This is a genomic window from Pseudooceanicola batsensis HTCC2597, assembly GCF_000152725.1.
Taxonomy (GTDB): domain Bacteria; phylum Pseudomonadota; class Alphaproteobacteria; order Rhodobacterales; family Rhodobacteraceae; genus Pseudooceanicola; species Pseudooceanicola batsensis.
Window position 1 is genome coordinate 150,767 of the sequence record NZ_AAMO01000007.1, and the last position, 22,018, is coordinate 172,784.

The 22,018-nt window shown below is 61.2% G+C and carries 24 protein-coding genes; 3 read left to right on the forward strand and 21 right to left on the reverse strand.

Annotated features, from left to right (window positions below; all coding sequences use genetic code 11):
• Window positions 1-51: 51 nt before the first annotated feature.
• Entirely contained in the window at window positions 52-402 is a 351-nt protein-coding gene (tnpB, locus tag OB2597_RS00720; RefSeq protein WP_009803581.1) for an IS66 family insertion sequence element accessory protein TnpB, read from the reverse strand.
• The gene (tnpA, locus tag OB2597_RS00725) at window positions 399-803 is read right to left on the reverse strand and encodes an IS66-like element accessory protein TnpA (protein WP_040608767.1); all 405 of its coding nucleotides are present in this window, start codon (window positions 801-803) and stop codon (window positions 399-401) included. The genes tnpB and tnpA overlap by 4 nt, the downstream gene beginning before the upstream one ends.
• 136 nt (window positions 804-939) lie before the next feature.
• Between tnpA and OB2597_RS21145 the strand changes: the two genes are divergently transcribed.
• Entirely contained in the window at window positions 940-1,101 is a 162-nt protein-coding gene (locus tag OB2597_RS21145; protein ID WP_009803583.1) for a hypothetical protein, read from the forward strand.
• Between the two features lie 71 nt (window positions 1,102-1,172).
• Here OB2597_RS21145 and OB2597_RS00730 read toward each other — a convergent pair whose 3' ends face one another.
• From OB2597_RS00730 to OB2597_RS00775, 10 genes are all read right to left on the reverse strand, one after another.
• Window positions 1,173-2,369 carry a phenylacetate--CoA ligase family protein gene (locus tag OB2597_RS00730; RefSeq protein ID WP_238529686.1) on the reverse strand — a complete coding sequence of 399 codons (1,197 nt, stop codon included), beginning with the start codon at window positions 2,367-2,369 and terminating at the stop codon, window positions 1,173-1,175.
• A 27-nt stretch (window positions 2,370-2,396) separates the two neighbouring features.
• Complete coding sequence (locus OB2597_RS00735) at window positions 2,397-3,206, reverse strand: enoyl-CoA hydratase/isomerase family protein (protein ID WP_009803585.1); 810 nt, start codon at window positions 3,204-3,206, stop codon at window positions 2,397-2,399.
• Window positions 3,207-3,233: 27 nt separating this feature from the next.
• Window positions 3,234-4,385 carry an acyl-CoA dehydrogenase family protein gene (locus tag OB2597_RS00740; RefSeq protein WP_009803586.1) on the reverse strand — a complete coding sequence of 384 codons (1,152 nt, stop codon included), beginning with the start codon at window positions 4,383-4,385 and terminating at the stop codon, window positions 3,234-3,236.
• On the reverse strand, window positions 4,382-5,509 hold the full coding sequence (locus OB2597_RS00745) for an acyl-CoA dehydrogenase family protein (RefSeq protein WP_148234632.1): 1,128 nt from the start codon (window positions 5,507-5,509) through the stop codon (window positions 4,382-4,384). The genes OB2597_RS00740 and OB2597_RS00745 overlap by 4 nt, the downstream gene beginning before the upstream one ends.
• On the reverse strand, window positions 5,496-5,945 hold the full coding sequence (locus OB2597_RS00750; RefSeq protein WP_009803588.1) for a MaoC family dehydratase: 450 nt from the start codon (window positions 5,943-5,945) through the stop codon (window positions 5,496-5,498). Before OB2597_RS00750 ends, OB2597_RS00745 begins: the two co-directional genes overlap by 14 nt.
• Window positions 5,942-6,661, reverse strand: a complete 720-nt coding sequence (locus OB2597_RS00755; protein WP_009803589.1) for a transglutaminase-like domain-containing protein — start codon at window positions 6,659-6,661, stop codon at window positions 5,942-5,944. Before OB2597_RS00755 ends, OB2597_RS00750 begins: the two co-directional genes overlap by 4 nt.
• A 64-nt stretch (window positions 6,662-6,725) precedes the next feature.
• The gene (locus OB2597_RS00760) at window positions 6,726-7,862 is read right to left on the reverse strand and encodes a CaiB/BaiF CoA transferase family protein (protein WP_009803590.1); all 1,137 of its coding nucleotides are present in this window, start codon (window positions 7,860-7,862) and stop codon (window positions 6,726-6,728) included.
• A 10-nt stretch (window positions 7,863-7,872) separates the two neighbouring features.
• On the reverse strand, window positions 7,873-8,730 hold the full coding sequence (locus OB2597_RS00765; protein ID WP_193371876.1) for a MaoC/PaaZ C-terminal domain-containing protein: 858 nt from the start codon (window positions 8,728-8,730) through the stop codon (window positions 7,873-7,875).
• Window positions 8,731-8,753: 23 nt separating this feature from the next.
• Complete coding sequence (locus tag OB2597_RS00770; protein WP_040608769.1) at window positions 8,754-9,905, reverse strand: acetyl-CoA acetyltransferase; 1,152 nt, start codon at window positions 9,903-9,905, stop codon at window positions 8,754-8,756.
• A 3-nt stretch (window positions 9,906-9,908) separates the two neighbouring features.
• Window positions 9,909-10,286, reverse strand: a complete 378-nt coding sequence (locus tag OB2597_RS00775) for a Zn-ribbon domain-containing OB-fold protein (RefSeq protein ID WP_040608770.1) — start codon at window positions 10,284-10,286, stop codon at window positions 9,909-9,911.
• 104 nt (window positions 10,287-10,390) lie between these two features.
• Between OB2597_RS00775 and OB2597_RS00780 the strand changes: the two genes are divergently transcribed.
• Together OB2597_RS00780 and OB2597_RS00785 are read left to right on the forward strand one after the other, a co-directional pair.
• On the forward strand, window positions 10,391-11,536 hold the full coding sequence (locus OB2597_RS00780) for a CaiB/BaiF CoA transferase family protein (protein WP_009803594.1): 1,146 nt from the start codon (window positions 10,391-10,393) through the stop codon (window positions 11,534-11,536).
• A gap of 18 nt (window positions 11,537-11,554) precedes the next feature.
• A complete protein-coding gene (locus OB2597_RS00785; RefSeq protein ID WP_009803595.1) occupies window positions 11,555-12,721 on the forward strand; it encodes a CaiB/BaiF CoA transferase family protein in 1,167 nt (388 codons plus the stop codon).
• A 21-nt stretch (window positions 12,722-12,742) separates the two neighbouring features.
• Here OB2597_RS00785 and OB2597_RS00790 read toward each other — a convergent pair whose 3' ends face one another.
• The 9 genes from OB2597_RS00790 to OB2597_RS00830 all read right to left on the reverse strand — a co-directional run bounded on the left by OB2597_RS00790 (window position 12,743) and on the right by OB2597_RS00830 (window position 22,017).
• Window positions 12,743-13,900 (reverse strand): acyl-CoA dehydrogenase family protein, encoded by a 1,158-nt coding sequence (locus OB2597_RS00790; protein WP_009803596.1) that lies wholly within the window; start codon window positions 13,898-13,900, stop codon window positions 12,743-12,745.
• A gap of 213 nt (window positions 13,901-14,113) precedes the next feature.
• Window positions 14,114-15,040 (reverse strand): electron transfer flavoprotein subunit alpha/FixB family protein, encoded by a 927-nt coding sequence (locus OB2597_RS00795; RefSeq protein WP_009803597.1) that lies wholly within the window; start codon window positions 15,038-15,040, stop codon window positions 14,114-14,116.
• Window positions 15,040-15,798 carry an electron transfer flavoprotein subunit beta/FixA family protein gene (locus OB2597_RS00800; RefSeq protein WP_009803598.1) on the reverse strand — a complete coding sequence of 253 codons (759 nt, stop codon included), beginning with the start codon at window positions 15,796-15,798 and terminating at the stop codon, window positions 15,040-15,042. Before OB2597_RS00800 ends, OB2597_RS00795 begins: the two co-directional genes overlap by 1 nt.
• Before the next feature lie 42 nt (window positions 15,799-15,840).
• Entirely contained in the window at window positions 15,841-16,623 is a 783-nt protein-coding gene (locus OB2597_RS00805; RefSeq protein WP_009803599.1) for an enoyl-CoA hydratase/isomerase family protein, read from the reverse strand.
• 12 nt (window positions 16,624-16,635) lie between these two features.
• The gene (locus tag OB2597_RS00810; protein ID WP_238529687.1) at window positions 16,636-17,487 is read right to left on the reverse strand and encodes an enoyl-CoA hydratase-related protein; all 852 of its coding nucleotides are present in this window, start codon (window positions 17,485-17,487) and stop codon (window positions 16,636-16,638) included.
• Between the two features lie 15 nt (window positions 17,488-17,502).
• Window positions 17,503-18,756 carry an ABC transporter substrate-binding protein gene (locus OB2597_RS00815; protein ID WP_040608827.1) on the reverse strand — a complete coding sequence of 418 codons (1,254 nt, stop codon included), beginning with the start codon at window positions 18,754-18,756 and terminating at the stop codon, window positions 17,503-17,505.
• Between the two features lie 92 nt (window positions 18,757-18,848).
• Complete coding sequence (locus OB2597_RS00820) at window positions 18,849-20,087, reverse strand: ABC transporter substrate-binding protein (protein ID WP_040608771.1); 1,239 nt, start codon at window positions 20,085-20,087, stop codon at window positions 18,849-18,851.
• Window positions 20,088-20,119: 32 nt separating this feature from the next.
• A complete protein-coding gene (locus OB2597_RS00825; RefSeq protein ID WP_040608829.1) occupies window positions 20,120-20,932 on the reverse strand; it encodes an ABC transporter ATP-binding protein in 813 nt (270 codons plus the stop codon).
• An 11-nt stretch (window positions 20,933-20,943) separates the two neighbouring features.
• Entirely contained in the window at window positions 20,944-22,017 is a 1,074-nt protein-coding gene (locus tag OB2597_RS00830) for a branched-chain amino acid ABC transporter permease (RefSeq protein ID WP_009803604.1), read from the reverse strand.
• Between the last annotated feature and the right edge of the window lies 1 nt (window position 22,018).

Sequence of the window (22,018 nt, forward strand, 5' to 3'; positions counted from 1 at the left end):
CTACCACGCAGCTCCCGGAAAGCCCATGAAAATAAGGGCTGCCGAGTTGTTTCATCCTGCTTTTGCAGGGAGTTGCGTCCAGCGCGGGTTGCGCCAGTCGATCCCCTCAAGAAGATAGCCGAGCTGCGCCGCTGAGACCTGAACAGCTTCTCCGCTACGGCTGACCGGCCAGATGAACTTCCCCGCCTCGAGCCGCTTGGTGTAGAGCGACATGCCGACCCCATCGTGCCAGAGCAATTTGACCAGGTCGCCCTTGCGCCCACGGAAACAGAAGATCTCGCCGGCGTGGGGATCGCGTCCGAGCCCCTGCTGAACCTGTAGCGCGAGGGTGTTCATACCGCGGCGCATGTCGGTGACCCCGCCCGCGATCCAGACCCGCACCCCGGCCGGAAACGCGATCATGCCCGCTCCAGGATCTGCACCAGTCGTGCAAGAGCCGACGCTTCGAGCGAGGCGTCAGCAAGCAGTCGTCGTCCGTTCTGCAAGACGATCTCGAAGCGGCCAGAGCACGCATCGCCGCGCTCGGTCTCAGCTCGCTGATCCGCGTTCGCTGTGATCGCCACCGGCGCGAAATGCATCTCGGATTCCGGCGCAGACAGCCGCCCCTGGCGTGCTTCCCGCCGCCATCGCGTCAGCAGCGAACGAGAGATGGCATGTCGCCGCGCCGTCGCCGCGGCCATCCGCGGTGCTGAATAACTCTCCTCTACGATCCGGAGCTTCTCCGCATCCGTCCATCGACGGCGCCGACCAGTATCCGTGACCGAAAGAACTTCTACTTGGGGCATGAAGCTATGGTCTGTCATAGGTTCAGACCCTTAGCTGAAATCCAAACCCGTGTTCAGGCGGCCCTCGCCGGAGGCGTACGGGCAATCGGCAGGTGCCTGCAGATCGGCTCGACCCCGATATCGTCACGGTATTCTTCTAGCCGGTATCGGCAACATGCTAGATCTGGCCACCGGCGACGTTCGCCCCAAGGCCTGGCGCGACATCTGGGGCAGCGGTCAGGGGATCGGAGCGGTGAAAAAGGTGATGACGACGGCGGCGTATGTCGACCGTCTCGACCGGGAATACCACGCCGCCAAAGATGCCCTCTGTCCCTGACGTAAGAGGGCGGCAGGTTGCCCAGCCGCCCTTCCGTTCCTGCCGTTGTCGCAGATGATCGAGAAGCGATCTCAGCCGTCTTTCTGGTTGATGATCAGTTCTGCATTCTCGGGTAGTTCCGAAACAATGCTCACTTCGTCGGCGCGGATTCGTGCATGCAGTTTGAAGGTTTCGACGGCGGCTGTTTCCGCAGCAGAAGCGTCGGCACCATCATCCAGCACAAGCGAGAGGCGGATCATGTCGCGATCGTTCTCGCGCGTTACCACGGCCTGCGCGGCCTTTGCGCCGGGCGTGCCTATGACAACTTCTTCGATCACGCGCGGGTAAACGAATATCTCACGCACTTTGACTGCTGCGCCGACCCGGCCCTGCAGTGTGGAAATCCGGCTGACGGTGCCATCCGCGTTGCTCTCAAGAGCAAAGGCACTGTCGCCGGTACCGAACCGGATCATCGGCCAACCTGCGTCGCGCGCGGTCACGACGACCTCGCCCGGCTCACCCTGCGGCAGCTGTTCGCCGCTGACCGGATCGCAGATCTGCACCACGCGGTTGGGATGAACCACATAGCCTTCGCCGCCATCCTCATAGGCGACAAGGCCCAGATCCGCAGTGGCATAGGCAGCCCAGGTGGAGACGCCATAGTCGGCCTCGATTCGGCGGCGTTTGGCCATCCAGTCACCCATCTCACCGCCGAGAAACGCGGTTTTCACCTTCCAGGCGTCGCGGCCATAGGTTTCGATCACCTTATCCGCCAGTGTCAGGAAAAACGCGGTCGAGGCACAGATCGAGGTCACGCCGGTTTCGACGATGATCTGTGCCTGAAGCTCGGTATTTCCGACGCCACCGGGGATTACTGTGGCGCCCGCGGATTGCGCCGCTTCGTCGAACAAAAGCCCCGCGGGCACAAGGTGGTACATCCAGGTGTTCAGGATGATATCCCCGGGCCCCACGCCGGCGGCCTTGAACAGCAGGTCCAGACCGTGACCGCCACCGCCCGAAAGGGCCGGTTCGAAAATCGGGCCGGGGGATACGTAGATCCGCCCGATATCCTTCAGATCCGATGCGAGGAAACCGCCGAAGGGTGGATTGTCACGCTGGATCTTCAGAAGCTCCTCCTTCTTCATCACTGGAAGACGCGAGAGGTCCGCCACCGATGTGACGGCTGCCGGATCAAATCCGGCAGCCGTAAATCGCGATTTCAGGCCAGGAGCCATTTCGGCCGCAGCGGCATAGGCGTGCGCTATATCTTGGTAGATATCTTCAGGCATTTCCATGCCTCCTCGTCCAATCAGGCGTTAAAGCGGGCAGTCCTTGCGGAAGTTCGGCGCGCGCTTCTCCCGGTGGGACAGAACGCCCTCCTTGACGTCTTCACTCATGAAGCCGAGCATCTCCAGCGCGGTCGACGCATCGAAGATCGGGCCAGCCTGGCGCAGCCAGTTGTTCAGCGAATACTTGGTCCAGCGGATCGCGCTTTGCGAGCCGTTGGCCAGCTCGACGGCCGTGTCCAAAGCGATCTGTTGCAATTCGTCATCTTCGACGCACATTGAGACAAGGCCGATGCGCTCGGCCTCTTCGCCCGAAACCGGCTTGCAGGTCATCAGGTAGTATTTTGCCTTGGCCATCGAGGTCAGAAGCGGCCAGATGATCGCCGCAACATCACCGGCGGCAACCCCCAGGCGCGGGTGACCATCGACGATCTTGGCCCGCTTCCCGGCAATCGAGATGTCCGCGAGGATGCCGACAACCAGACCGGCGCCGGCCGCGGGGCCGTTGATCGCGGAAATGATCGGCTTGTTGCAGTTGATGATGTTGTAGACGAGGTCCTTGGCCTCTTTCCACGTCTTCATGATCTCGTGCGAATTGCCGATCATGTTTTCGATCAGGCTGAAATCGCCGCCGGCAGAGAACGCCTTGCCCGCGCCGGTCACGATGACGGCGTTGATGTCCGGGTCACGGTCGATGTCGATCCACATATCCGTCATCTGGGTATGGGTTTCGGCATCCACCGAGTTGAAGCTCTCGGGCCGGTCGAACGTGATGCGCAGCACGCGATCCGCGGGATAGTCAAATTTCAGTTTGTCGTATTTTGCATAACGCTCCGACATGGGTCTTTTCCTCCGTAGGGTATGGGTTTAGCCTGGCAGTCCGAGAACGGCCTTGGACAGGATGTTTCGCTGGATTTCGTTCGATCCGCCGTAGATCGTGGTCGGCCTGGCCTTGTAGAAGCTCGCAAGGACATCGACACTTACGTTGCCGACCTGAAGCGGGCCGACGGTGCCGCCATCGGGTCCGGCGGCCTCGATCATCAATTCGGTGATGCGCTGAAAGCACTCGGTCACCCAGATCTTGAGCATCGAGACATCCGCGCCCAGCGTTTCGCCTCGCTTCAGTTGGTCGGCGAAGCGGGCGTAAAGCGCGGCGTGATCCTCTACATCAAGCGCGGCCTGTGCAAAACGGTCACGGAATACCGGATCGTCGAAAGCGCCACGGCCCCGGGCAAAGCTCTCAAGCTGACCCAGGGCGTTCTGGGCCAGGCTGGGCGCGCCGATGAAGATGCGCTCGAAGCTCAGGAGCGCCTTGGCCATGCTCCAGCCCTTGTTCAACTCGCCCACGAGGTTTTCGCGCGGCGTGCGGGCATTGTCGAAAAAGACCTCGCAAAACTCGGTTTCCCCGGAAAGCGTGGTGATCGTGCGCACCTCGACGCCGGGCTGATCCATCGGGGCCAGGACAAAGCTGATGCCCTGCTGTTTCCTGGGCGTGTCCGGTTCGGTGCGCACCAGCATGAAGATATGCGTGGCGTCATGCGCCATCGTGGTCCAGATCTTCTGCCCGTTTATGACGAACTCGTCGCCGTCAATCTCCGCGCGGGTGCGCAGGTTGGCCAGATCGGACCCGGCACCGGGTTCGGAATAGCCCTGGCACCAGATGTCCTCGCAACTGAGAATGCGCGGCAGCCAATAGTCCTTCTGTTCCTGGGTGCCAAACTTGATGATCAGCGGGCCGACCATCTGCACACCCATATCGCGCCCGCGATTGACACCCCAGCGTTGCTGTTCTTCGTAAAAGATCAAGAGTTTGGCGGCGTTCAGCCCCATGCCGCCATATTCCGCAGGCCAAGCCGGCGCGACCCAGCCTCTGGCGTGCAGCTTGCGGTGCCAGGGTTCGATCTCGCAAAATTTGGGTCGGTGCGGCAGGTGGCGCAGCTCCTCGGGGTACTCGGCCTCAAAAAAACCGCGCACTTCCTTGCGGAACTCCGCATCGCTCATTGCGTTCCAGTCGGTCATTGTGCGGCCCCCTCTTCTTCGCGCGCGTCGAACCAGGCCCGGCGGTGATAGGCGTCGTCGCCCAGCCAGGCCGACAGCACCAGCGCCCGGTTCATGTAAAGCCCGATATCGAACTCGTCGGAGTAGCCGACTGCCCCGTGCAGCTGGATGGCGTCGCGGGTGACTTTCTTTGCGGCGGTGACGGCCCGCGCCTTGGCCCGGCTGGCCAGCCTTGACCGGGTATTTGCGTCTGTTTCACCGTCCATCCGCGCCAGAACTTCGCGCACTCCGGCCTGGGCGACCTCGCACATCACGTTAAGATCGACGGCACGGTGCTGGATGACCTGGAACGACCCGATCGGCTTGTCGAACTGCTCGCGCGTCTTGATGTAGTCGAGGGTAATCTCGAAGGCGCGTTGGCACAGGCCGACAAGCTCTGCCGCGGCAAGCGCCGTGGCATCGGCCACAGCCTCGGCCAGAGCATTCCGAACCTCGGCGCCGCTGGCCAGTTCCTCGGCCGGGGTTGCCGAGAACGAAAGCTCGCCCAGGGAACTGCCGTCGGCCTGCGCCCGCGTGTTCGTGACAAGCCCGGCCGCACCGACCTCGGCCAGAACCAGGACCGGGCCATCGTCACCTTCGGCCACAACAAGGAAACCCTGCGATCCCGCCGCGCCGACCACCCAGGCCTTGCCACCTGTCAGCTTGCCCTCCGCGTATCGGCAGGTCGCTTGGGCGGGCGCGCCGCCCGGGCCACGTTCCTGCCAGGCAACCGCCAGCGAAGCCTCGCCGCCGATGAGCTGGGCCAACTTCGGATGGTCCGGGCAAAGGCGGTGCAGAAGCCCGAGACCCAGACCGATCGTCGCCACCACCGGTTCCGGTGCGATTACGCGGCCGGCTTCCTCGGCGATGACGCCGCCGGCGGCGAGGCCCATGCCAAGCCCCCCCTGGTCTTCGGGCACCGCCACGCCGAAAACACCGGCTTCGGCCAGTTCCCGGATCATATCCGGGTCAAATTCGCCCCCGGCATCGCGGAGTTTTCGCGCCCGTCCACTTCCGCCCGCTCGGTCAAACAGCGTGCGCGCGCTTTCACGCAGCAGGCGAAGGTCTTCTTCTTGTTCGCTGGATTGCATGTCAGTCTGTGTCATTTTGTTTTCGCTGGATCATCACGGGGGTATCGGTTGAAAAAACCACCTCGCCGATCGGATTCTTGGCGCTGAGCGTATAGTGCAAGACACCCCTGTCGGGCTTGCTTTTGGACGGCGTCACCGAGTTGACCGTCATCTCAACATCAAGGGGTTCATCCGGGCGCACGGGCCGCAACCAGCGCAGATTGTCAAAGCCCAGACCGCCGATATTGGCAACATCGACCATCATCTCGGCCATGACCGGCCTGAACACCTCTAGCATCGTCTGAAACCCCGAGGCGATCAGGCTGCCATGGATGCTGGTCGCATGATCTTCGTCGATGTGCAGTCGCTGCGGGTCCCATTCCGTGGCGAATGCCTTTATTGAATCCGCGCTCAACGGGGCGGTTCGGAAGCGATAGACCTGGCCCGGTGAGAAGTCTTTCAGATACCTCAAGAGGAACCCTCCTTCGCGAATCCGGCATCGTACCCGTTCGCATCCCTGGAAATCCGAATGCGGTTGAACTCTTCCAGTTTCGGGTAGGTTGCGCTGAAGGCGTTCAGGAACTCCTCCATCGGCGCATCGAAATAGAGCCCCCGGTCGTTCACATATTCCATGTGGCGCTGGTCCTGTTCGTCGAATTCATGAAACAGGGCGTCGTGATAGCCGTCAAAGACCAGAGGCTTGACCCCGAACCTTTCGCACAGATCCATGTTGAAGGCAGGCGTGACCTTGTAAGGCTCTCCATCCAGCCACAACTGAACGTAGCCGTGATAGATGAAAAGATCGGTGCCCATCAGCTCCTGCAGCTTGGGTGTGTTCAGGTGGTTGCGCACATCCGCAAACCCCAATGCGGCGGGAATGCCGACGGCACGCAGACAGGCGGCAAGCAAGATCGCCTTGGGAACGCAAAAAGCCGCCTCTGCCCCGGCAATATGGCTTGCACGGTAGGAGTCTTCATCCAGCGCGAATGTGTATGGATCATACCGGATGTCATCGCGGACCGCTTCGAACAGGCGGATCGCCTTGTCCCGCTTGGACGCATCCGGCGAGAGATCGCGCAAGGCCGTTGTCACAAACCCCTGCACTTCCAGGCTGTCGCTTTCGACATAATGCGATGGCATGACATAGCGTTCGGCTTCTGTCGGCAGGTCGTCATTGGGCTTGACCATCGTGCATCTCCGTTTTTCTAACACCTGTTAGAATAGTGAGTCTCAACCAGCGCGTCAACCGGGTTTACTCTGTCTCAGGCTCGTCCAGCCCGTAACGCGCGTTGTCTTCGCCAAGGACGGCCGCACGCCCCGCCGAACTCGCCGGAGCGCGGAATGCCGGCGCGATTGGCAGCGGCAATGCGGGCGCCTCCTGTCCGGATATGTTCAGGGTCCGTCCGAATGCGCCGCGCGCGGTGAAATGCGCCTCGGTCGACGCCTCTGCGGGCGTTTTCACGACGGAACAACAACAATCGGCCGCCGCCAGCAAAGGCCCCCAATGGGTCGAGGGTTGCTCGCCCAAAAGGCGCGCGACTTCGGCGGCGCTGGCATCGGGGTCGGACCAGTCATCGCGAAGATCCTGCGGCAGGCCAATAACATCGCAGAACGATTGCCAGAACTTTTCTTCCAACGCACCAACCGCAATCTGGCGCCCATCCGCAGCGGTATAGAGCCGATAACGGGCCAGCCCGCCGGTCAAACGGCCAGAGGCGTTTTCGATCTCTTGCCCCGCGATCACACCTTCCGCATGCGCCCAATAAGCAAAGGCAAACGCCCCTTCGGACATGGCGATATCCAGATGCGTCCCCTTTCCGCTCTGTTGCCGCGCCATCAGCGCCAGCAGGATGTTGACGACCGCTGGATAGGTGCCGCCCCCGATGTCGGCGATCAGACCGTATGGCATAGTCGGCTGTTCGTCCGGGCCCCGGCTCAGTGACAGGATACCCGCATCGCCCACGTAGTTGAGGTCATGACCGGCGGCGCTGGCCTTCGGTCCGGTCTGTCCGTAACCGGTAATCGAGCAGTAGATGAGGCCCGGATTGATCTCGCGGACGGTGTCGTATCCCAGCCCGAGCCTGTCCATCACACCGGGGCGAAACTGCTCTACCAGAACATCGGCCTTTTCAAGCAAAGGACGCAGAACTTCTATTGCGCCCTTTGACTTGAGGTCGATCGCCACCGACCGCTTGCCGTGATTCAGAACGGAGAAGCCAATGCTCTCACCGTCAATTTTCGGCGCGGTCAGGCGGGCGTCCTCGCCCGTGCCCGGGCGCTCGAACTTGATCACCTCGGCCCCAGCCTCTGACAGCATGAGCGTGGCCATCGGACCGGGAAGAAGGGTGCTGAAATCCAGCACCAGGATATCCTTGAGCGGTTGAGCCATCTTCACTACCTCAGGCGAAGCGTGCCGCGCCGTTGTTCAGAACCACCACATCGCGGGTCGGGATCGACGCGCGGAACCGGGCCTCGCCGTTCTCTTCCCAAATTTCGAACCGCACGGTTTCGCCGGGATAGACCGGTGCCGAGAACCGGACATCCAGACCGACAAGCCGGGCGGCATCATAGTCGAGCAGCGTCTTGAGGATCGCCCGCGCCGCCAGCCCATAGGTCGCCAGACCATGCAGGATCGGGCGATCGAACCCGACCGAGCGGGCGACATCCGGATCGGCATGAAGCGGGTTATAGTCACCGCTGAGACGATAAATCAGCGCCTGGCGCGGCAGGGTGTCGATGTCGCAGACATGATCGGGCGCGCGATCAGGCAGCGCCGCCGGAGCCGGGCCGGGCCTGTTGTCGCCGCCAAAGCCGCCATCGCCGCGGCAGAAGGCCGACATCGCCACGCGCGCCAACTTGTCGCCGGTGTCCGCGTCGACGATATCGCGGCTCTGGTAGATGACGGCGCCCTTGCCCTCGCCCTTGTCCGAGATGAAGTCGATCTTGCTGCGGCCGACAATCCGGCCATGGGTCGGCAGCGGCTTGTAGATATCCAGCCACTGTTCGCCGTGCAGCACTTTCTGCCAGTTCACGCCCGTCTTGGGATCGCGCAGCCAGAAGCCCGGATACCCCATGACGACAGCCATCGAGGGAACGGCCTTGAGCCCGTCCTCATAGACATAGGCCAGTTCCTTTTTGTCGGCCGGATCTTCGCCGAACCCAAGGCCGAGCGCATAAAGGATTGTATCCCGCTCGGTCAGCGTCTGTTCGACTTCCTCAAAATCCCAGTTCGATAGTGCATCGAAATCCAATGGCATTTACTTTCCTCCCTTAGTTGCCGTCAGAGCGTGTTTTGCGACCCCAGAATGGCCGTGACCTGGCTGGACAGCACACCGCCGTTGCCATGCGCCAGCGCCAGGTCGATATCGTTCAACTGAATGCCCGGCGCGTCGCCCCGAATCTGACGCGCGGCCTCGATCACGGTAAAGATGCCGTACATGCCGGGGTGCACACAGGACAGGCCCCCGCCGTTGGTGTTCACCGGCAAGGCCCCGCCCGGCGCGATACGCCCGTCCCCGACAAAGGCCCCGCCCTCGCCCTTGGCGCAAAAGCCGAGATCTTCCAGAAACAGGATCGTGTTGATGGTAAACGCATCGTAAAGCTCGACCGCCTGAATGTCCGAAGACGACACGCCCGCCGCGGCAAAGGCGCGTGCGCCGGATTCGCGGGCGGCCGTCACGGTGAAATCCTTCATCTGCGAGATTTGCCGGTGCGAGCTTTCCGCCGCGCTGCCCAGGACGTAAACTGGCGCCTTGGGGAAGTCGCGTGCGCGCTCGGCGCGCACCATTACGATCGCCCCGCCGCCATCGGTGACCAGACAGCAATCGCGCACAGTCAGCGGATCACCCACCATGCGCGCGCCCAGCACGTCCTCGCGGCTGAGCGGGCCGCGCTCGAACGCCTCGGGGTTGGCCTGCGCCCAGGCTCGCGCGGCCACCGCCACATCGGCCAGATTTTCACGGGTGGTGCCATATTCATGCATGTGCCGTGCCGCCGCCATCGCATAGGCGGAAATCGGATAGCGCGGATTATATGGCGCCTCATAGGCGGGCGGACGCGAGGCCGTCACCAGCCTGCCCGACGCCGTGCGCTGGTTGGAGCCATAAACGATCAGCGCCACGTCACACAGACCGGCCTCCAGCGCCATGGTGGCGGAGGTCAGGTAATTCACGAAGGACGATCCGCCCGTCATGGTGCCGTCGATGAACCGGGGCTGAATACCCAGATATTCAGCCGCCATCAGCGCCGGCATGCTGTCTTCCATCATGGTGCAGAACAGACCATCCACATCTGACAGCTTCAGCCCCGCATCGCCAAGTGCCGCAAGCGCGGATTGCGCCATGACATCATAGGCGGTCAGCCCATGCGCCTCGCCAAACCCTGCGTGGCCGGTGCCCACAATGGCGGATTTTCCCCGAAGTTCAGTGGTCATGGCTTATCCCTCCGACGGCTTGAAAAGTACGGCGGGGGCGCCCTCGGCCTCGCCCACGAAAGCGGTCACGGCCATGTCGATGGTGACATCACCCGGGGCGATGCCCTCGACCCGGCTCATCATCCGGACACCTTCCTCCAGCTCGACCATGCAAATATTATAGTCGCCGCCGCGCTCGGGTTTGCGGCGCACGACCGTGGTGGTATGAACCCGGCCCTTGCCGCTGGCCTGCGACCACGAAATCGCGGTGCCATGGCAATGCGGGCACAGGATTCTGGGAAAGAAGTGATAGGCCCCGCAATCATCGCATCTGGGCAGCACGATCTCTCCCATTGCCAGCGCGTTCTGGAATATCTGGTCTGGTCCTGTGGCATCCGGCACCGGCGTTCTCCTCAAAATGTCTCAGTCGCTGGTCAAGCGTGTTGCCAATATTTCTAACATTTGTTAGATTTAGTCAAGCGCCCAGGATCATCTGCGAGAAACTCATGTCAGGTTCAGACTTAACCCCCCTTTCCGGCAAGCTCGTCGTCACGCTCGAACAGGCGGTGGCGGCACCCTTTTGCTCTTCGCGGCTGGCCGATGCCGGCGCGCGTGTGATTAAAATCGAACGCAAGGGCACGGGGGATTTCGCGCGCGCCTACGATACCGCCGCCAATGGCGAAAGCGCCTATTTCACATGGCTGAACCGGGGAAAAGAATCGGTCGCGCTGGATATCAAGGCGGACGAGGACCGGGAAGTCTTGCTCAGGATGCTCAAAAACGCGGATGTGTTTATTCAGAACCTGCTGCCGGGCGCGCTGGCCAAGCTCGGGCTCGACTCCGCGACCCTGCGAGAAAGGTTCCCGCGCCTGGTGACCTGCGACATCACCGGATACGGCGAAGACGGCCCGATGCGCAATGCCAAGGCCTACGACCTTCTGGTGCAATGCGAAAGCGGTCTGGCATCGGTGACGGGCACGCCAGACGGACCGGGGCGGGTTGGCGTGTCGGTCTGTGACATCGCAACCGGCATGACAGCCCATGCCGGGATCTGCGAAGCGCTCGTCGGGCGCGACCGCACCGGCAGGGGCAGCGGCGTTTCGGTGGCCATGTTCGACGTGATGGCCGACTGGATGTCGGTTCCGCTGCTCTATCACGATTACCTTGGCAAGGAGACGCCACGTGTCGGGCTGAACCACACGGTTATCTGCCCCTACGGGGCCTACCCGTGCAAGGACGGTGAGCTGGTCGTCGTTGCCGTGCAGCACAGCGGCGAATGGCAGCGGTTTTGCGAACACATACTGGGCGACGCAACACTGGCATCGGACCCGCGATTTCATGACAACACATCGCGCCTGAACAACAAGCCCGCGCTGGAGGCGCTGATCAAGGCGGAGTTCGCCGCGCATGAGCGTGCCGGAATGCTGAAACGGCTCGATGCTGCGGGCATTGCCTCCGGTGCCGTGAACGACGTGGCGACCCTGTCCGCGCACCCGCAGCTTGACAGGTCCGCCATTGCCACGCCCTCTGGCGAAATCAATGTCCCGACGCCCCCGATCCGGCGCAGCGGCGGTGAGGCGACGCTTGGCCCCTGCCCTGCCTTTGATGCGGAAGGCAAAGCTCTGCGCGCCGAATTCGGGCCGCGTTCATAACAAAGGTTACGGAAATTAATGACCGCAGCAAAAAAGCCCGCGATCCTTGACGGCGTGAAGGTCGTCGATCTGACTTCGGTGGTCTTCGGACCTTTGGCCACGCAAATGCTGGGCGATCTGGGGGCCGATGTGATCAAGGTCGAAGGCCCTGAGGGCGATCTTCTTCGCCAGGTCCAGCCCTCCCGCAGCAAGCTGATGGGCGCGGCCTTCCTGGGCACCAACCGCAACAAGCGCAGTGTTGTGCTCGACCTGAAAACGCAAACCGGCCGCGACCGGCTGCGCAAGCTTCTCTCGGATGCCGATGTGATGATTTCAAGCATCCGGCCCGCCGCACTTGCGCGCCTTTCGCTTGATCCCGAAACCCTGCGTCACGAGAACCCAAAGCTGATCACGGTCTCGGCCACCGGCTTCGGGCAGGACGGACCCTATGCCGCCAAGCCCGCCTTTGACGATTCCGTCCAGTCGGTTTCGGGTCTGGCCGGCCTAGCAACATTGCGTGACCCCGAGGCTCCGCCCGCCTATGCCCCGACGATCCTCGCCGACAAGCTCGGCGGCGTGACAGCTGCCTACGCCGTCATGGCGGCCCTGTTCCACCGCGAGCGCACGGGCGAAGCCCAGCATGTCGAGGTTCCGATGTTCGAAACGCTGGCCTCCTTTCTGATGGTCGAGCATCTGGACGGCGCCACTTTCGAAGAAACCCCGCGGGATTTCGGCTATGCAAGGATGCTGGTTCCGCACAGGCGCCCGGTTCAGACGGCGGACGGCTACATCACGATTCTGCCCTACACCAACGTCCAGTGGGCGCGGTTCTTCATGGCGGTCGGGCGCGACGACATGATTGACCACATCTGGGTCACCGACATGGATGCGCGCAGCCGCAACATCGGCGCGGTATACGATATGGTGGCGCAGATTGCCCTGACCCGGACAACGGATGACTGGCTTGCCCTGATGGAGCAGGCCGACATCCCCGCCATGCCAGTGAACAACCTGTCGGATTTGCCCAGCGACCCCCATCTTGCCGCGACCGGGTTCTTTCAGCAGATCGATCACCCGAGCGAAGGCGCCATCTGGACAACACGCCCGCCGATCCGGTTCTCGGCAACACCGGCGCGGCATGACCACCGCCCTGCCCCCGGACTGGGAGAGCACGACGAAGAGATCTTCGGACCGGGCGGGGAATAACCCCACCCGGCACCGGGTCGATCACACATCCATCGAACGTGCGATCAGTTCCTTCATGATCTCGTTCGTGCCGCCATAGATCATCTGAACACGGCTGTCGGCATAAAGCCGCGCGATCGGATATTCCATCATGAAGCCATAGCCGCCATGCAGTTGCAGACATTCATGCATGACCTCGTTCTGCGTCTGGCTGCCCCACCACTTTGCCATCGAGGCCGTGGCCGCATCAAGCTCGCCCGCTTCCAGCCGTGCGATCCCGTCATTGACGAAACTGCGCAGCAATTCGGCCTTGGTCTTGCATTCCGCCAGCTTGAACCTTGTGTTCTGGAAATCCATGATCCGGCTGCCGAACGCCTTGCGGTCCTGCACGTATTTCACGGTTTCGGCGATGGCAAAGTCGATGAAGCCTAGCGCGGTGATGCCGATCATCAGCCGCTCCCATGGCAGTTGCTTCATCAGCTGATAAAACCCCTGCCCCTCTTCCGGGCCGAGCAGGTTCGCCGTCGGCACGCGCACGTCCTCGAAGAACAGCTCCGCCGTGTCCGACCCCTTCATGCCCAGTTTCTTCAGGTTGCGCCCCCGGCGAAAGCCCTCGGCATCTTCGGTTTCCAGAACGATCAGCGAAACACCCTTGGCGCCGGCGCCCCGGTCGGTTTTTGCCACGACGATCACCAGATCGGCGGTGTGCCCATTGGTAATGAAGTTCTTCGACCCGTTGATCCTGTAATGGTTGCCGTCCTTCTCCGCATGGGTCTGGACGTTCTGAAGGTCAGAGCCGGTTCCCGGCTCGGTCATCGCGATGGCCGCGACACGGTCGCCGCTGACCAGCTTCGGCAGCCACTTTTTCTTCTGCTCTTCGCTGCCATAGGCGTCGATGTAATGGATCACGATGGACTGGATGCCATAGCCCCACCCCATGTCTCCGGTACGCCCTTGTTCGTAAACGGTAATCGCATCGAACCCGATACCGCCGCCGAACCCGCCATAGTCTTCGGCGATCGAGCCCCCCATGATGCCCTGCTGTCCGGCGGACTTCCAGAACTCGCGGTCCACGATCCCCTGCTCGGCCCATTTTTCGATATTCGGGGCCATTTCGGCATCAAAAAGCTTGCGCGTGCTATCCGCAAATATCTTGTGTTCATCCGCCGCCCAACCAGGCGAGTTCTTGATCAGAGACATGTTTCTTACCTATCGAGCCAAGCTTTCATTTGGAGGAATCTAACGAGCGTTCCGTTTCTTGACAACGATCCTGAGCAGCTGATGACGAAGCGTCACCGGCTCTTGCACCACGCGTCTCCGGGTGGTTCCGTTGGGCCCGCCTTCCACTCGCCACACGCAAAAAAAGGCCCGCCGGTCTGGCGGGCCTTTCCGTGAAGCACCGTGTGCCGCGCCTCAGAGCTTCTCGACGAACTCGGGGACGGCGGTGAAAAGATCCGCGACCAGTCCGTAGTCGGCGACCTGGAAGATCGGGGCCTCCTCGTCCTTGTTGATCGCGACGATGACCTTGCTGTCCTTCATGCCTGCCAGGTGCTGGATCGCGCCGGAGATGCCGACGGCGATGTAGAGCTCGGGCGCGACAACCTTGCCGGTCTGGCCGACCTGCCAGTCGTTCGGGGCATAGCCCGAGTCGACGGCTGCACGGGACGCGCCAACGGCGGCGCCCAGCTTGTCGGCGAGGCCCTCGATGATCGCGAAGTCGTCCTTGGAGCCGACACCGCGGCCACCGGAGACAACCACCTTGGCGGAGGTCAGTTCCGGGCGGTCCGACTCGGCCATCGCGTCCTCGACCCATTCCGAAAGGCCCGGATCCTCGGCCGTGGCCGCATCCGCGACAGAAGCGGAGCCGCCGTCACCGGCCGCGTCGAAGGTGGAGGTCCGGAAGGTGATAACCTTCTTTTCATCCTTCGACTTTACAGTCTGGATGGCGTTGCCGGCGTAGATCGGGCGCTCGAAGGTATCGGCGTCGACCACTCCGGTCACGTCGGTCAGGATCATGCTGTCCAGCAGGGCAGCAACACGCGGCATGATGTTCTTCGCATCCGTCGTGGCGGGGGCCACGATGTGCGAATAATCCCTCGCGAGGGAAACGATCAGCGCCGACACAGGCTCCGCCAGGCGGTGACCGTAAAGCGCATCCTCGGCGACCAGAACCGATGCGACGCCGTCGATCTTGGCGGCAGTGTCGCCTGCGGCCTTGGCGGAGGCGCCAACGGCCAGGACGGTCACATCGCCCAGAGCCTTGGAGGCAGAGACAGCCTTGGCGGTGGCGTCCAGCGCCAGTTCGCCGTTGTTGACTTCGGCAAGCAGAAGAACGGCCATTACATAATCCCCTTCTCTTTGAGTTTCGCCACGAGGGTATCCACATCGGGCACCATCTCACCGGCTTTGCGCGCTTCGGGCTCGGAGGTCTTCACGATCTCCAGTCGCGGCGAAACGTCGACGCCGTAGTCGTCGGCCGATTTCTCATCCAGCGGCTTTTTCTTCGCCTTCATGATATTGGGCAGCGAGGCATAGCGCGGTTCGTTCAGACGCAGGTCGGCGGTGACGATGGCGGGCATCTTGACCTTGATGGTCTGCAGACCGCCGTCGACTTCACGCTTCACGACGGCGCTGTCGCCGTCGATGTCCAGCTCGTTGGCAAAGGTTGCCTGGGACCAGCCGAGCAGGGCCGCCAGCATCTGGCCGGTGGCGTTCATGTCGTTGTCGATCGCCTGTTTGCCCGCGATGACGAGGCCCGGGGCCTCCTCGTCGATGACACCCTTGAGGATCTTGGCGACGGCCAGCGGTTCGATGTCGGTGTGCACGTCATCGGCGGCGACAACCAGGATGGCGCGGTCTGCACCCATGGCGAGCGCGGTCCGCAGGGTTTCCTGCGCCTGCTTCACACCGATGGAGACGACGACCACCTCTTCGGCGTTCCCGGCCTCCTTCAGGCGGATGGCCTCTTCGACGGCGATTTCGTCGAACGGGTTCATCGACATCTTAACGTTAGCGAGATCGACACCGTTGCCATCCGCCTTGACGCGGACCTTCACGTTGTAGTCGATCACGCGTTTCACAGGCACGAGTACCTTCATTGGCGTGGATCTCCTTGATTTTCTGGTTTGGTTTCGACCGGTTCAGCGGTCTTGGAATTCCGGCTTTCGTTTTTCCGAGAACGCTTTCATGGCCTCCGGAAAGTCGTGCGCGCACAACAGGACGCTTTGGCAATCACGCTCGATGTCCAGTGCCTCAAGATAACTGCATTCCGCGGCGGCGCGCATCACACGCTTGGCGGTCTGAACACCGAACATCGGATGCTGGGTAATCTCGCGCGCGATTTCCAGCGCGCGGGTCTCGACCTGGTCGGCCGGAACGCAGTCTTCGACGATGCGCAGTTCCTGGGCGGTCCGCCCGTCGATCTCGCGCCCGGTAAGAACAAGCATCCGCGCCACACCCGCGCCGGCACGTTGCTGCAAAAGCCAGCTCGACCCGGTGTCGGGACAGCCGCCAACGCGGGCAAAGACCTCGCACAGCCGGGCATCTTCTGCCGCCACGACAATATCCGCCGACAGGGCCAGGCTGAGGCCCGCACCGAAGGCGACGCCGCACACGGCGGAAATCAGCGGTTTGCGAAACAGATAGGCCGCGCGCCCGCCATCGTGGACCTTGTCCACCATTTCCGATGTCGCGCGCGCGCCTTTGGCGATCTCAGTTTGAAACCCGACGAGATCGCCGCCGCTGCTGAAATGGTCGCCACCGGTCATGACAACGGCACGGATCGTATCGTCGCGTTCCGCTTTGCGCAGGTGGGTCACCAGTTCATCGACGAAGGCGATGCTGTAGGGGTTGCGCTTTGCTGGCTGAAGAAAGCGCAGGACGCCGATGGGGCCTTCCCTGTCCAATCGCATCAAGTCGCTCATGGTATGTCTCCTTCAGGTTCCGGTCCAGACCGGCCTGCGCTTTTCGGCAAAGGCCTTGGGGCCTTCAATGGCATCATTGCTGGCATAGACCACCTCGTGCAGGCGCTTGCCTTCCTCAAGGCCACCCGCACAGCCCAGATCCATGGTTGCGCGAACGCTGCCTTTCGCCGCAATCACCGAAAGCGGCGCCGCGCTGGCGATGCGTCTGGCCAGTTCGAGCGCGCGTGAGCGAACGGCATCGGGCGTCTCTTCGAGGTAGTTGGTGAACCCGTAATCGTGCAAACGTTCGATCGGCATCAGGTCGCCGGTCAGAACAATTTCCATCAAGATGGGCTGCGGCAACATCGACAGCGCCGGCGACGCCCAAGGCGATCCACGACCGATCTTCACCTCGGTGATGCCGACCTTGGTCCCCTTGAGACCGACCCGGAGATCGCAATTCAGCGTCAGCATCATGCCACCCGCCATCAGCGACCCCGTCATCGCCGCGATGATCGGCTTCTTGCAGGCGCGCATGGTCTCGTGAAACGGATCACGCATCTTGGACAGGATATCGACACCCTCGTCGCGTTTGATCTGCGTGGCTTCCTTCAGATCCAGCCCCGCGCTGAAAACCCCGCAATCGGCAGAGGTTAGAATTGCCACGCGCACGTTGTCATCCGCTTCGATCTGTTCCCAGGCATCGGTCAACCCGTTTGTCGCGGCCACGGAAAGCGCATTCTTGCGCTCGGGCCGGTTGATTGAGACGGTCGCGATACCGTCCGCGATGTTCACGTCAATGGGGCTCATGATGCCTGCCTCGTATTCTTTGGATAAACTTGGGGCGAAGCTTCCCCGCGACAGGTTTGCCGCGGGGAAGTTCATGCTTGTTCGGCCGACTTATTCGGTGGTGAACGTCGCCGAGCTGTGCTTGATGACTTCCCACACAACGTCGAGATAATCGGCGCTCCAGTCGGTCAGCGGAACCCAGGTTTGGCCATTCCATTGTTCGACGCGCGTCTTGCCGCCGCCACCGTGGTCTTTGTCGGTCACTGTAACCGGAGCCATCAGGCCATTGGCGTCGAAGTTCTCGATCGATTCATAGGCCGCCTTCATGCTCTCCGGCGTGATCGGCCAGCCGTTTTCGGAAATTGCGATACGTGCAGCCTCAAAACCGGCCGAGTAAATCGCCATGCCAGTGTTGTAGTAAACGTCACGGACCAGTTCTTCGGACCCGCTGCCCTTGCCATTGGCATAGTAGGTGTCCAGCATCGTCTTCACGATCGGAACTTCCTGGCCACCGGCCACGTTGGTTCCGCGCAGGATGCCCTTCGCCTCTTGTGCGCCGATGTTGGCGATATCCACTTCGTTCAGCCAGTTTACCGACAGATAACGGTCAATCGGGAAACGGTTGCGGCGCATTTCTTTCGAAGCGACGACATGCCCGCCCGCCAGAAGCCAGCTGATCACATAGTCTGGCTTGTCACGGCGGATTTTGCTCCAGGCACCGGCCTGATCCGACCCGGGAAGCGGTACGGGATAAAGCTCCAGCTCAAATCCTTCCTTTTCGGAAAGTGTTTTCAGGATCTCGATCGGTTCCTGACCGAAGGGGTAATCCAGATAGATAAAGCCAATCTTCGCGTTGGACAGATCACCGTCCATCTGGCCCTTGATGAAGGCAACGTCATTTGCCGCCTGCTGCCAGTACGTCGGACCGACCGGGAAAACCCATTCGAACACTTCGCCATCCACGGCGTCGCCGCGGCCAACGAAGGATTGCATCAGAACGTTGCCGTCTTTCATGGCACGCGGCAGAACAGCGTTCGTGACCGGGGTGGACAGGAAATTGAAGATGAAGACACCGTCGCGCTTGAGTTGCTCATAACATTCAACGCCACGCTGGGGTTCGTTGCCGTGATCGCGCACGATTATTTCCACCGGATGCCCTTCGATGCCACCGTTGTCGTTGGTGTACATCGCCAGATCCTGCGCGGCCTGGGCCACTTGTGGCGAGATGAAGGTATACGATTTACTGAGGTCGAAGCACAGCCCGAACCGGATCGGTTCCTTGTCTTGCGCGGACGCAAGCGTCCCACCTGTTGCCAACGCTGCGGCAAGAGCCACAGTCTTGAGTTGCTTTGTAAGGTTCACCATGTTTACCTCCCATGGATGATGGTCTACCGGCTTGATCCTGGTCCGGGCGCGCCGCAGCCGTTCACGGCAGTTGCCCATCTTTCGGTCGCTTTTTATTGTTCGTATTTCGAAGAGCTTTTCTTCACCACTTCCCATACGACATCGGTGTATTCCGCGATCCAGTCGGTTTGCGGCACCCAGGCCTTGCCGTCCCACATTTCGATACGCGTTTTGCCGCCACCGCCATGATCGTCGGCGGTCACCGTGATCGGGGCCATCAGCCCGTTGGCGTCATAGTCTTCCAGCGTCTCCAAGGCCGCCTTGTAGGACTTGGCGGTGATCGGAAGGCCATCGGTCTCTGCCGCTCGGCGCGCCGCCTCGAACATGATCGAATACATGGCCAGTCCGGTGTTGTAGAAAACGTCCTGCGTCTTTTCCATCGGGCCGGAACCTTGTCCCTTGTCATAGAGCTCGGTCATGATTTCCTGGTACAGGGCAACATCCTGACCACCCACGACATTGGTGCCGCGCTTGATACCGATGGCTGCTTCGTTGCCGATATTGGCAATGTCCACCTCGTTCAGCCAGTTGACCGATATGTACTTCTCCATCGGGATGCCATTTCTCTTCATCTCTTTCGAGGCGACCACATGCGCGCCTCCCAGCATCCAGACGATCACGTGGTCAGGCTTTTCGCGGCGCACCTTGGACCACACACCGGCTTGATCGCTGCCCGGAAGCGGCACGGGATAGAGTTGAAGCTCGAAACCCTCTTTTTCGGACAAGGTTCCCAGGATCTCGATAGGCTCCTGCCCGAACGGGTAATCGAAATAGACAAAGCCCACCTTCACATCCGACATATCGCCGTCATGCAATTGCTTGATATAGGCAACGTCGTTGGCGGCCTGCCCCCAGTAAGTCGGCCCGATCGGATAGACCCAGTCAAACACCGTGCCGTCCACGGCATCTCCGCGGCCCACAAGCGACTGCATCAGAATGTTCTCATCTTCCATAGCCCGCGGCAGGACTGCCAGGGATACAGGCGTGGACAGCGTGTCAAAGACAAAGACGCCCTCGCGGCTGAGCTTGGAGTAGCACTCGATCCCGCGCTGCGGCTCGTTCCCATGATCGCGCACGATGACTTCGACCGGCTCGCCGCCAATCCCGCCCTTCATGTTGATCAGCTTCGCCAGATCCTGCGCCGCCTGGGCCACTTGTGGTGTGGCAAAGGTATAGGCCTTGCTGAGGTCGTAGCAGACGCCGACCTTGAATGGTTCGGTCTGGCCCTGCGTTCCGGCTGCCATGCCGGTCATCAGCGATATCGCGGCTAACGCCTTTGTAAGTGTCTTCATCGTGTCCTCCCTGAACAGTCTTGGTTAAAACCTCAACTCAGCCAGCGTTTGCGGCGGCTGTAGTGTTTGACATTGTGAAAATCGGTGGCTTCCCCGCCGCCGAGATAAAACTCCTGAATATCTGAGTTGGATTTGAGCGCCTCGGCCGTGCCGTGCATGACAACGCGACCGTTTTCGATCAGATAGCCTTCGGAAACGATCTCCAGTGCGGCCAGGGCGTTCTGTTCCACCAGCAGGACAGACATGCCCTCCTCCTGATTGATCTTTTGCAGGATGCCAAAGATCTCTTCGACCAGGAACGGGGCAAGGCCAAGACTTGGTTCATCCAGCATCAGCAGTTTCGGTTGGGTCACCAGGGCTCTGCCGATGGCGAGCATCTGTTGCTCGCCACCCGACAAGTATCCCGCTTGCGAATTACGGCGTTCTGCAAGCCGTGGGAAATAGGCGTAGATTTTCTCCTTTTCCGCATTCAGCGCCGACCGGGACATGCCGCGTGGCGCGGCGGCGGTCAGGTTCTCGTCCGGCGTCAGATGTTCAAAGACCCGTCGCCCTTCGATGACGTGACAGATGCCCATCTCGACGCGCTTCTGGGCAAGCATCTCGGTGATGTCCGTTCCCTGGAACATCACTTCGCCCCGGCTGATACGTCCGCGCTCGGCCTTCAGTAGACCGCTGATCGCTTTCAGCGTGGTGCTTTTCCCCGCGCCGTTCGAGCCCAGCAGCGCGATCATCGCGCCCGTTGGCACCTGGACTGAAACACCTTTGATCGCCAGCATTACATTGTCATACAGCACCTCGACACTGTTCATGGACAGGATGGGCTGGGCCTCAGCTTTTTCTTGCATCGACATTTCCCTCATTTCTTGAACTGATCGAAGGGCCAGACCATCAGGTAGTCCCTGATGTTGCCGTAGAGTTTCCCCAGACCAAGCGGTTCGATCAGAAGGATAACGACGATCAGCGCGCCATAGACCGCGTTCGGGATATGGGCGAGCGTTTCGATGTTCACTTGCATGCCCAGCCCTTCGCTTATCGAAACGACAAGACCGTTCACAAGACCGGGAACCAGCAGGATCAGGGCAACACCGAAATAGGATCCGATGATGCTGCCAAGCCCGCCAACGATCACCATCGCAAGAACCTGGATCGAAACGGCAACCGAGAACTGCTCTGGCGCGGCAAGAAAGAAGAAGGTGGCAACAAGCAACGCACCGCTGACGCCGGCGATAAACGACGATGTCGCGAAGGCCAGGATCTTGTAGTAGAAGCTGTTCACACCCAGGATCGCGGCGGCAAAATCCTTTTCCCGCACGGCGACCAGGGCACGTCCAAGCCCGCAGCGCTTGAGGTTGAGCATGAAGATCGTGACCAACACACACCATCCAAAAGCGACATAGTAATACCCGGTATCCGACGTGATGTCCTGCCCGAGCAGCGCAAGTGTCGGCGATTGCAGCGATGCGTGCGAGCCCCCTGAGATCATTGGCGAATGGGTCAGAACCCAATCCATCACAAACTGCATCGCAAGAGTCGTGAGGGCGAGGTAGAGACCCTTGACCCGCAATGCGGCAAAGGCGAACAGGCTGCCAATCACGGATGACATCAGCCCGCCGATGATCAGGGCAAATTCCCACGGCACCCCAAATCGAGCGGCGTGGATCGCCGAGTACGCCCCGACCGCCATCACCGCGGCATAGCCCAGGTGCAGCTGCCCAGCCCAACCTGTCACCAGGTTCAGCCCGAGTGCGGCTGCCGTCCAGATCAGCCACGGGAGCATGTAACTGTTCAGGTAGAGCGAAGGTATGATGAATGGCGCAGCAAGGCCCAACAGGAGGATGAACGCGGCCAGGTTCCGGTCGGCAGGGACCTTGAAGATACGGCTGTCCGAGACATAGTTCGCGTGGTGGACACCGGAAAGTCTATAAAACATC

Coding starts and splice junctions, on each gene's coding strand:
- tnpB (WP_009803581.1), bottom strand. CDS start 402: ATGATCGCGTTTCCGGCCGGGGTGCGGGTCTGGATCGCGGGCGGGGTC.
- tnpA (WP_040608767.1), bottom strand. CDS start 803: ATGACAGACCATAGCTTCATGCCCCAAGTAGAAGTTCTTTCGGTCACG.
- OB2597_RS21145 (WP_009803583.1), top strand. CDS start 940: ATGCTAGATCTGGCCACCGGCGACGTTCGCCCCAAGGCCTGGCGCGAC.
- OB2597_RS00730 (WP_238529686.1), bottom strand. CDS start 2,369: ATGCCTGAAGATATCTACCAAGATATAGCGCACGCCTATGCCGCTGCG.
- OB2597_RS00735 (WP_009803585.1), bottom strand. CDS start 3,206: ATGTCGGAGCGTTATGCAAAATACGACAAACTGAAATTTGACTATCCC.
- OB2597_RS00740 (WP_009803586.1), bottom strand. CDS start 4,385: ATGACCGACTGGAACGCAATGAGCGATGCGGAGTTCCGCAAGGAAGTG.
- OB2597_RS00745 (WP_148234632.1), bottom strand. CDS start 5,509: ATGACACAGACTGACATGCAATCCAGCGAACAAGAAGAAGACCTTCGC.
- OB2597_RS00755 (WP_009803589.1), bottom strand. CDS start 6,661: ATGGTCAAGCCCAATGACGACCTGCCGACAGAAGCCGAACGCTATGTC.
- OB2597_RS00760 (WP_009803590.1), bottom strand. CDS start 7,862: ATGGCTCAACCGCTCAAGGATATCCTGGTGCTGGATTTCAGCACCCTT.
- OB2597_RS00765 (WP_193371876.1), bottom strand. CDS start 8,730: ATGCCATTGGATTTCGATGCACTATCGAACTGGGATTTTGAGGAAGTC.
- OB2597_RS00770 (WP_040608769.1), bottom strand. CDS start 9,905: ATGACCACTGAACTTCGGGGAAAATCCGCCATTGTGGGCACCGGCCAC.
- OB2597_RS00780 (WP_009803594.1), top strand. CDS start 10,391: ATGTCAGGTTCAGACTTAACCCCCCTTTCCGGCAAGCTCGTCGTCACG.
- OB2597_RS00785 (WP_009803595.1), top strand. CDS start 11,555: ATGACCGCAGCAAAAAAGCCCGCGATCCTTGACGGCGTGAAGGTCGTC.
- OB2597_RS00790 (WP_009803596.1), bottom strand. CDS start 13,900: ATGTCTCTGATCAAGAACTCGCCTGGTTGGGCGGCGGATGAACACAAG.
- OB2597_RS00795 (WP_009803597.1), bottom strand. CDS start 15,040: ATGGCCGTTCTTCTGCTTGCCGAAGTCAACAACGGCGAACTGGCGCTG.
- OB2597_RS00800 (WP_009803598.1), bottom strand. CDS start 15,798: ATGAAGGTACTCGTGCCTGTGAAACGCGTGATCGACTACAACGTGAAG.
- OB2597_RS00805 (WP_009803599.1), bottom strand. CDS start 16,623: ATGAGCGACTTGATGCGATTGGACAGGGAAGGCCCCATCGGCGTCCTG.
- OB2597_RS00810 (WP_238529687.1), bottom strand. CDS start 17,487: ATGAACTTCCCCGCGGCAAACCTGTCGCGGGGAAGCTTCGCCCCAAGT.
- OB2597_RS00815 (WP_040608827.1), bottom strand. CDS start 18,756: ATGGTGAACCTTACAAAGCAACTCAAGACTGTGGCTCTTGCCGCAGCG.
- OB2597_RS00820 (WP_040608771.1), bottom strand. CDS start 20,087: ATGAAGACACTTACAAAGGCGTTAGCCGCGATATCGCTGATGACCGGC.
- OB2597_RS00825 (WP_040608829.1), bottom strand. CDS start 20,932: ATGCAAGAAAAAGCTGAGGCCCAGCCCATCCTGTCCATGAACAGTGTC.
- OB2597_RS00830 (WP_009803604.1), bottom strand. CDS start 22,017: ATGTTTTATAGACTTTCCGGTGTCCACCACGCGAACTATGTCTCGGAC.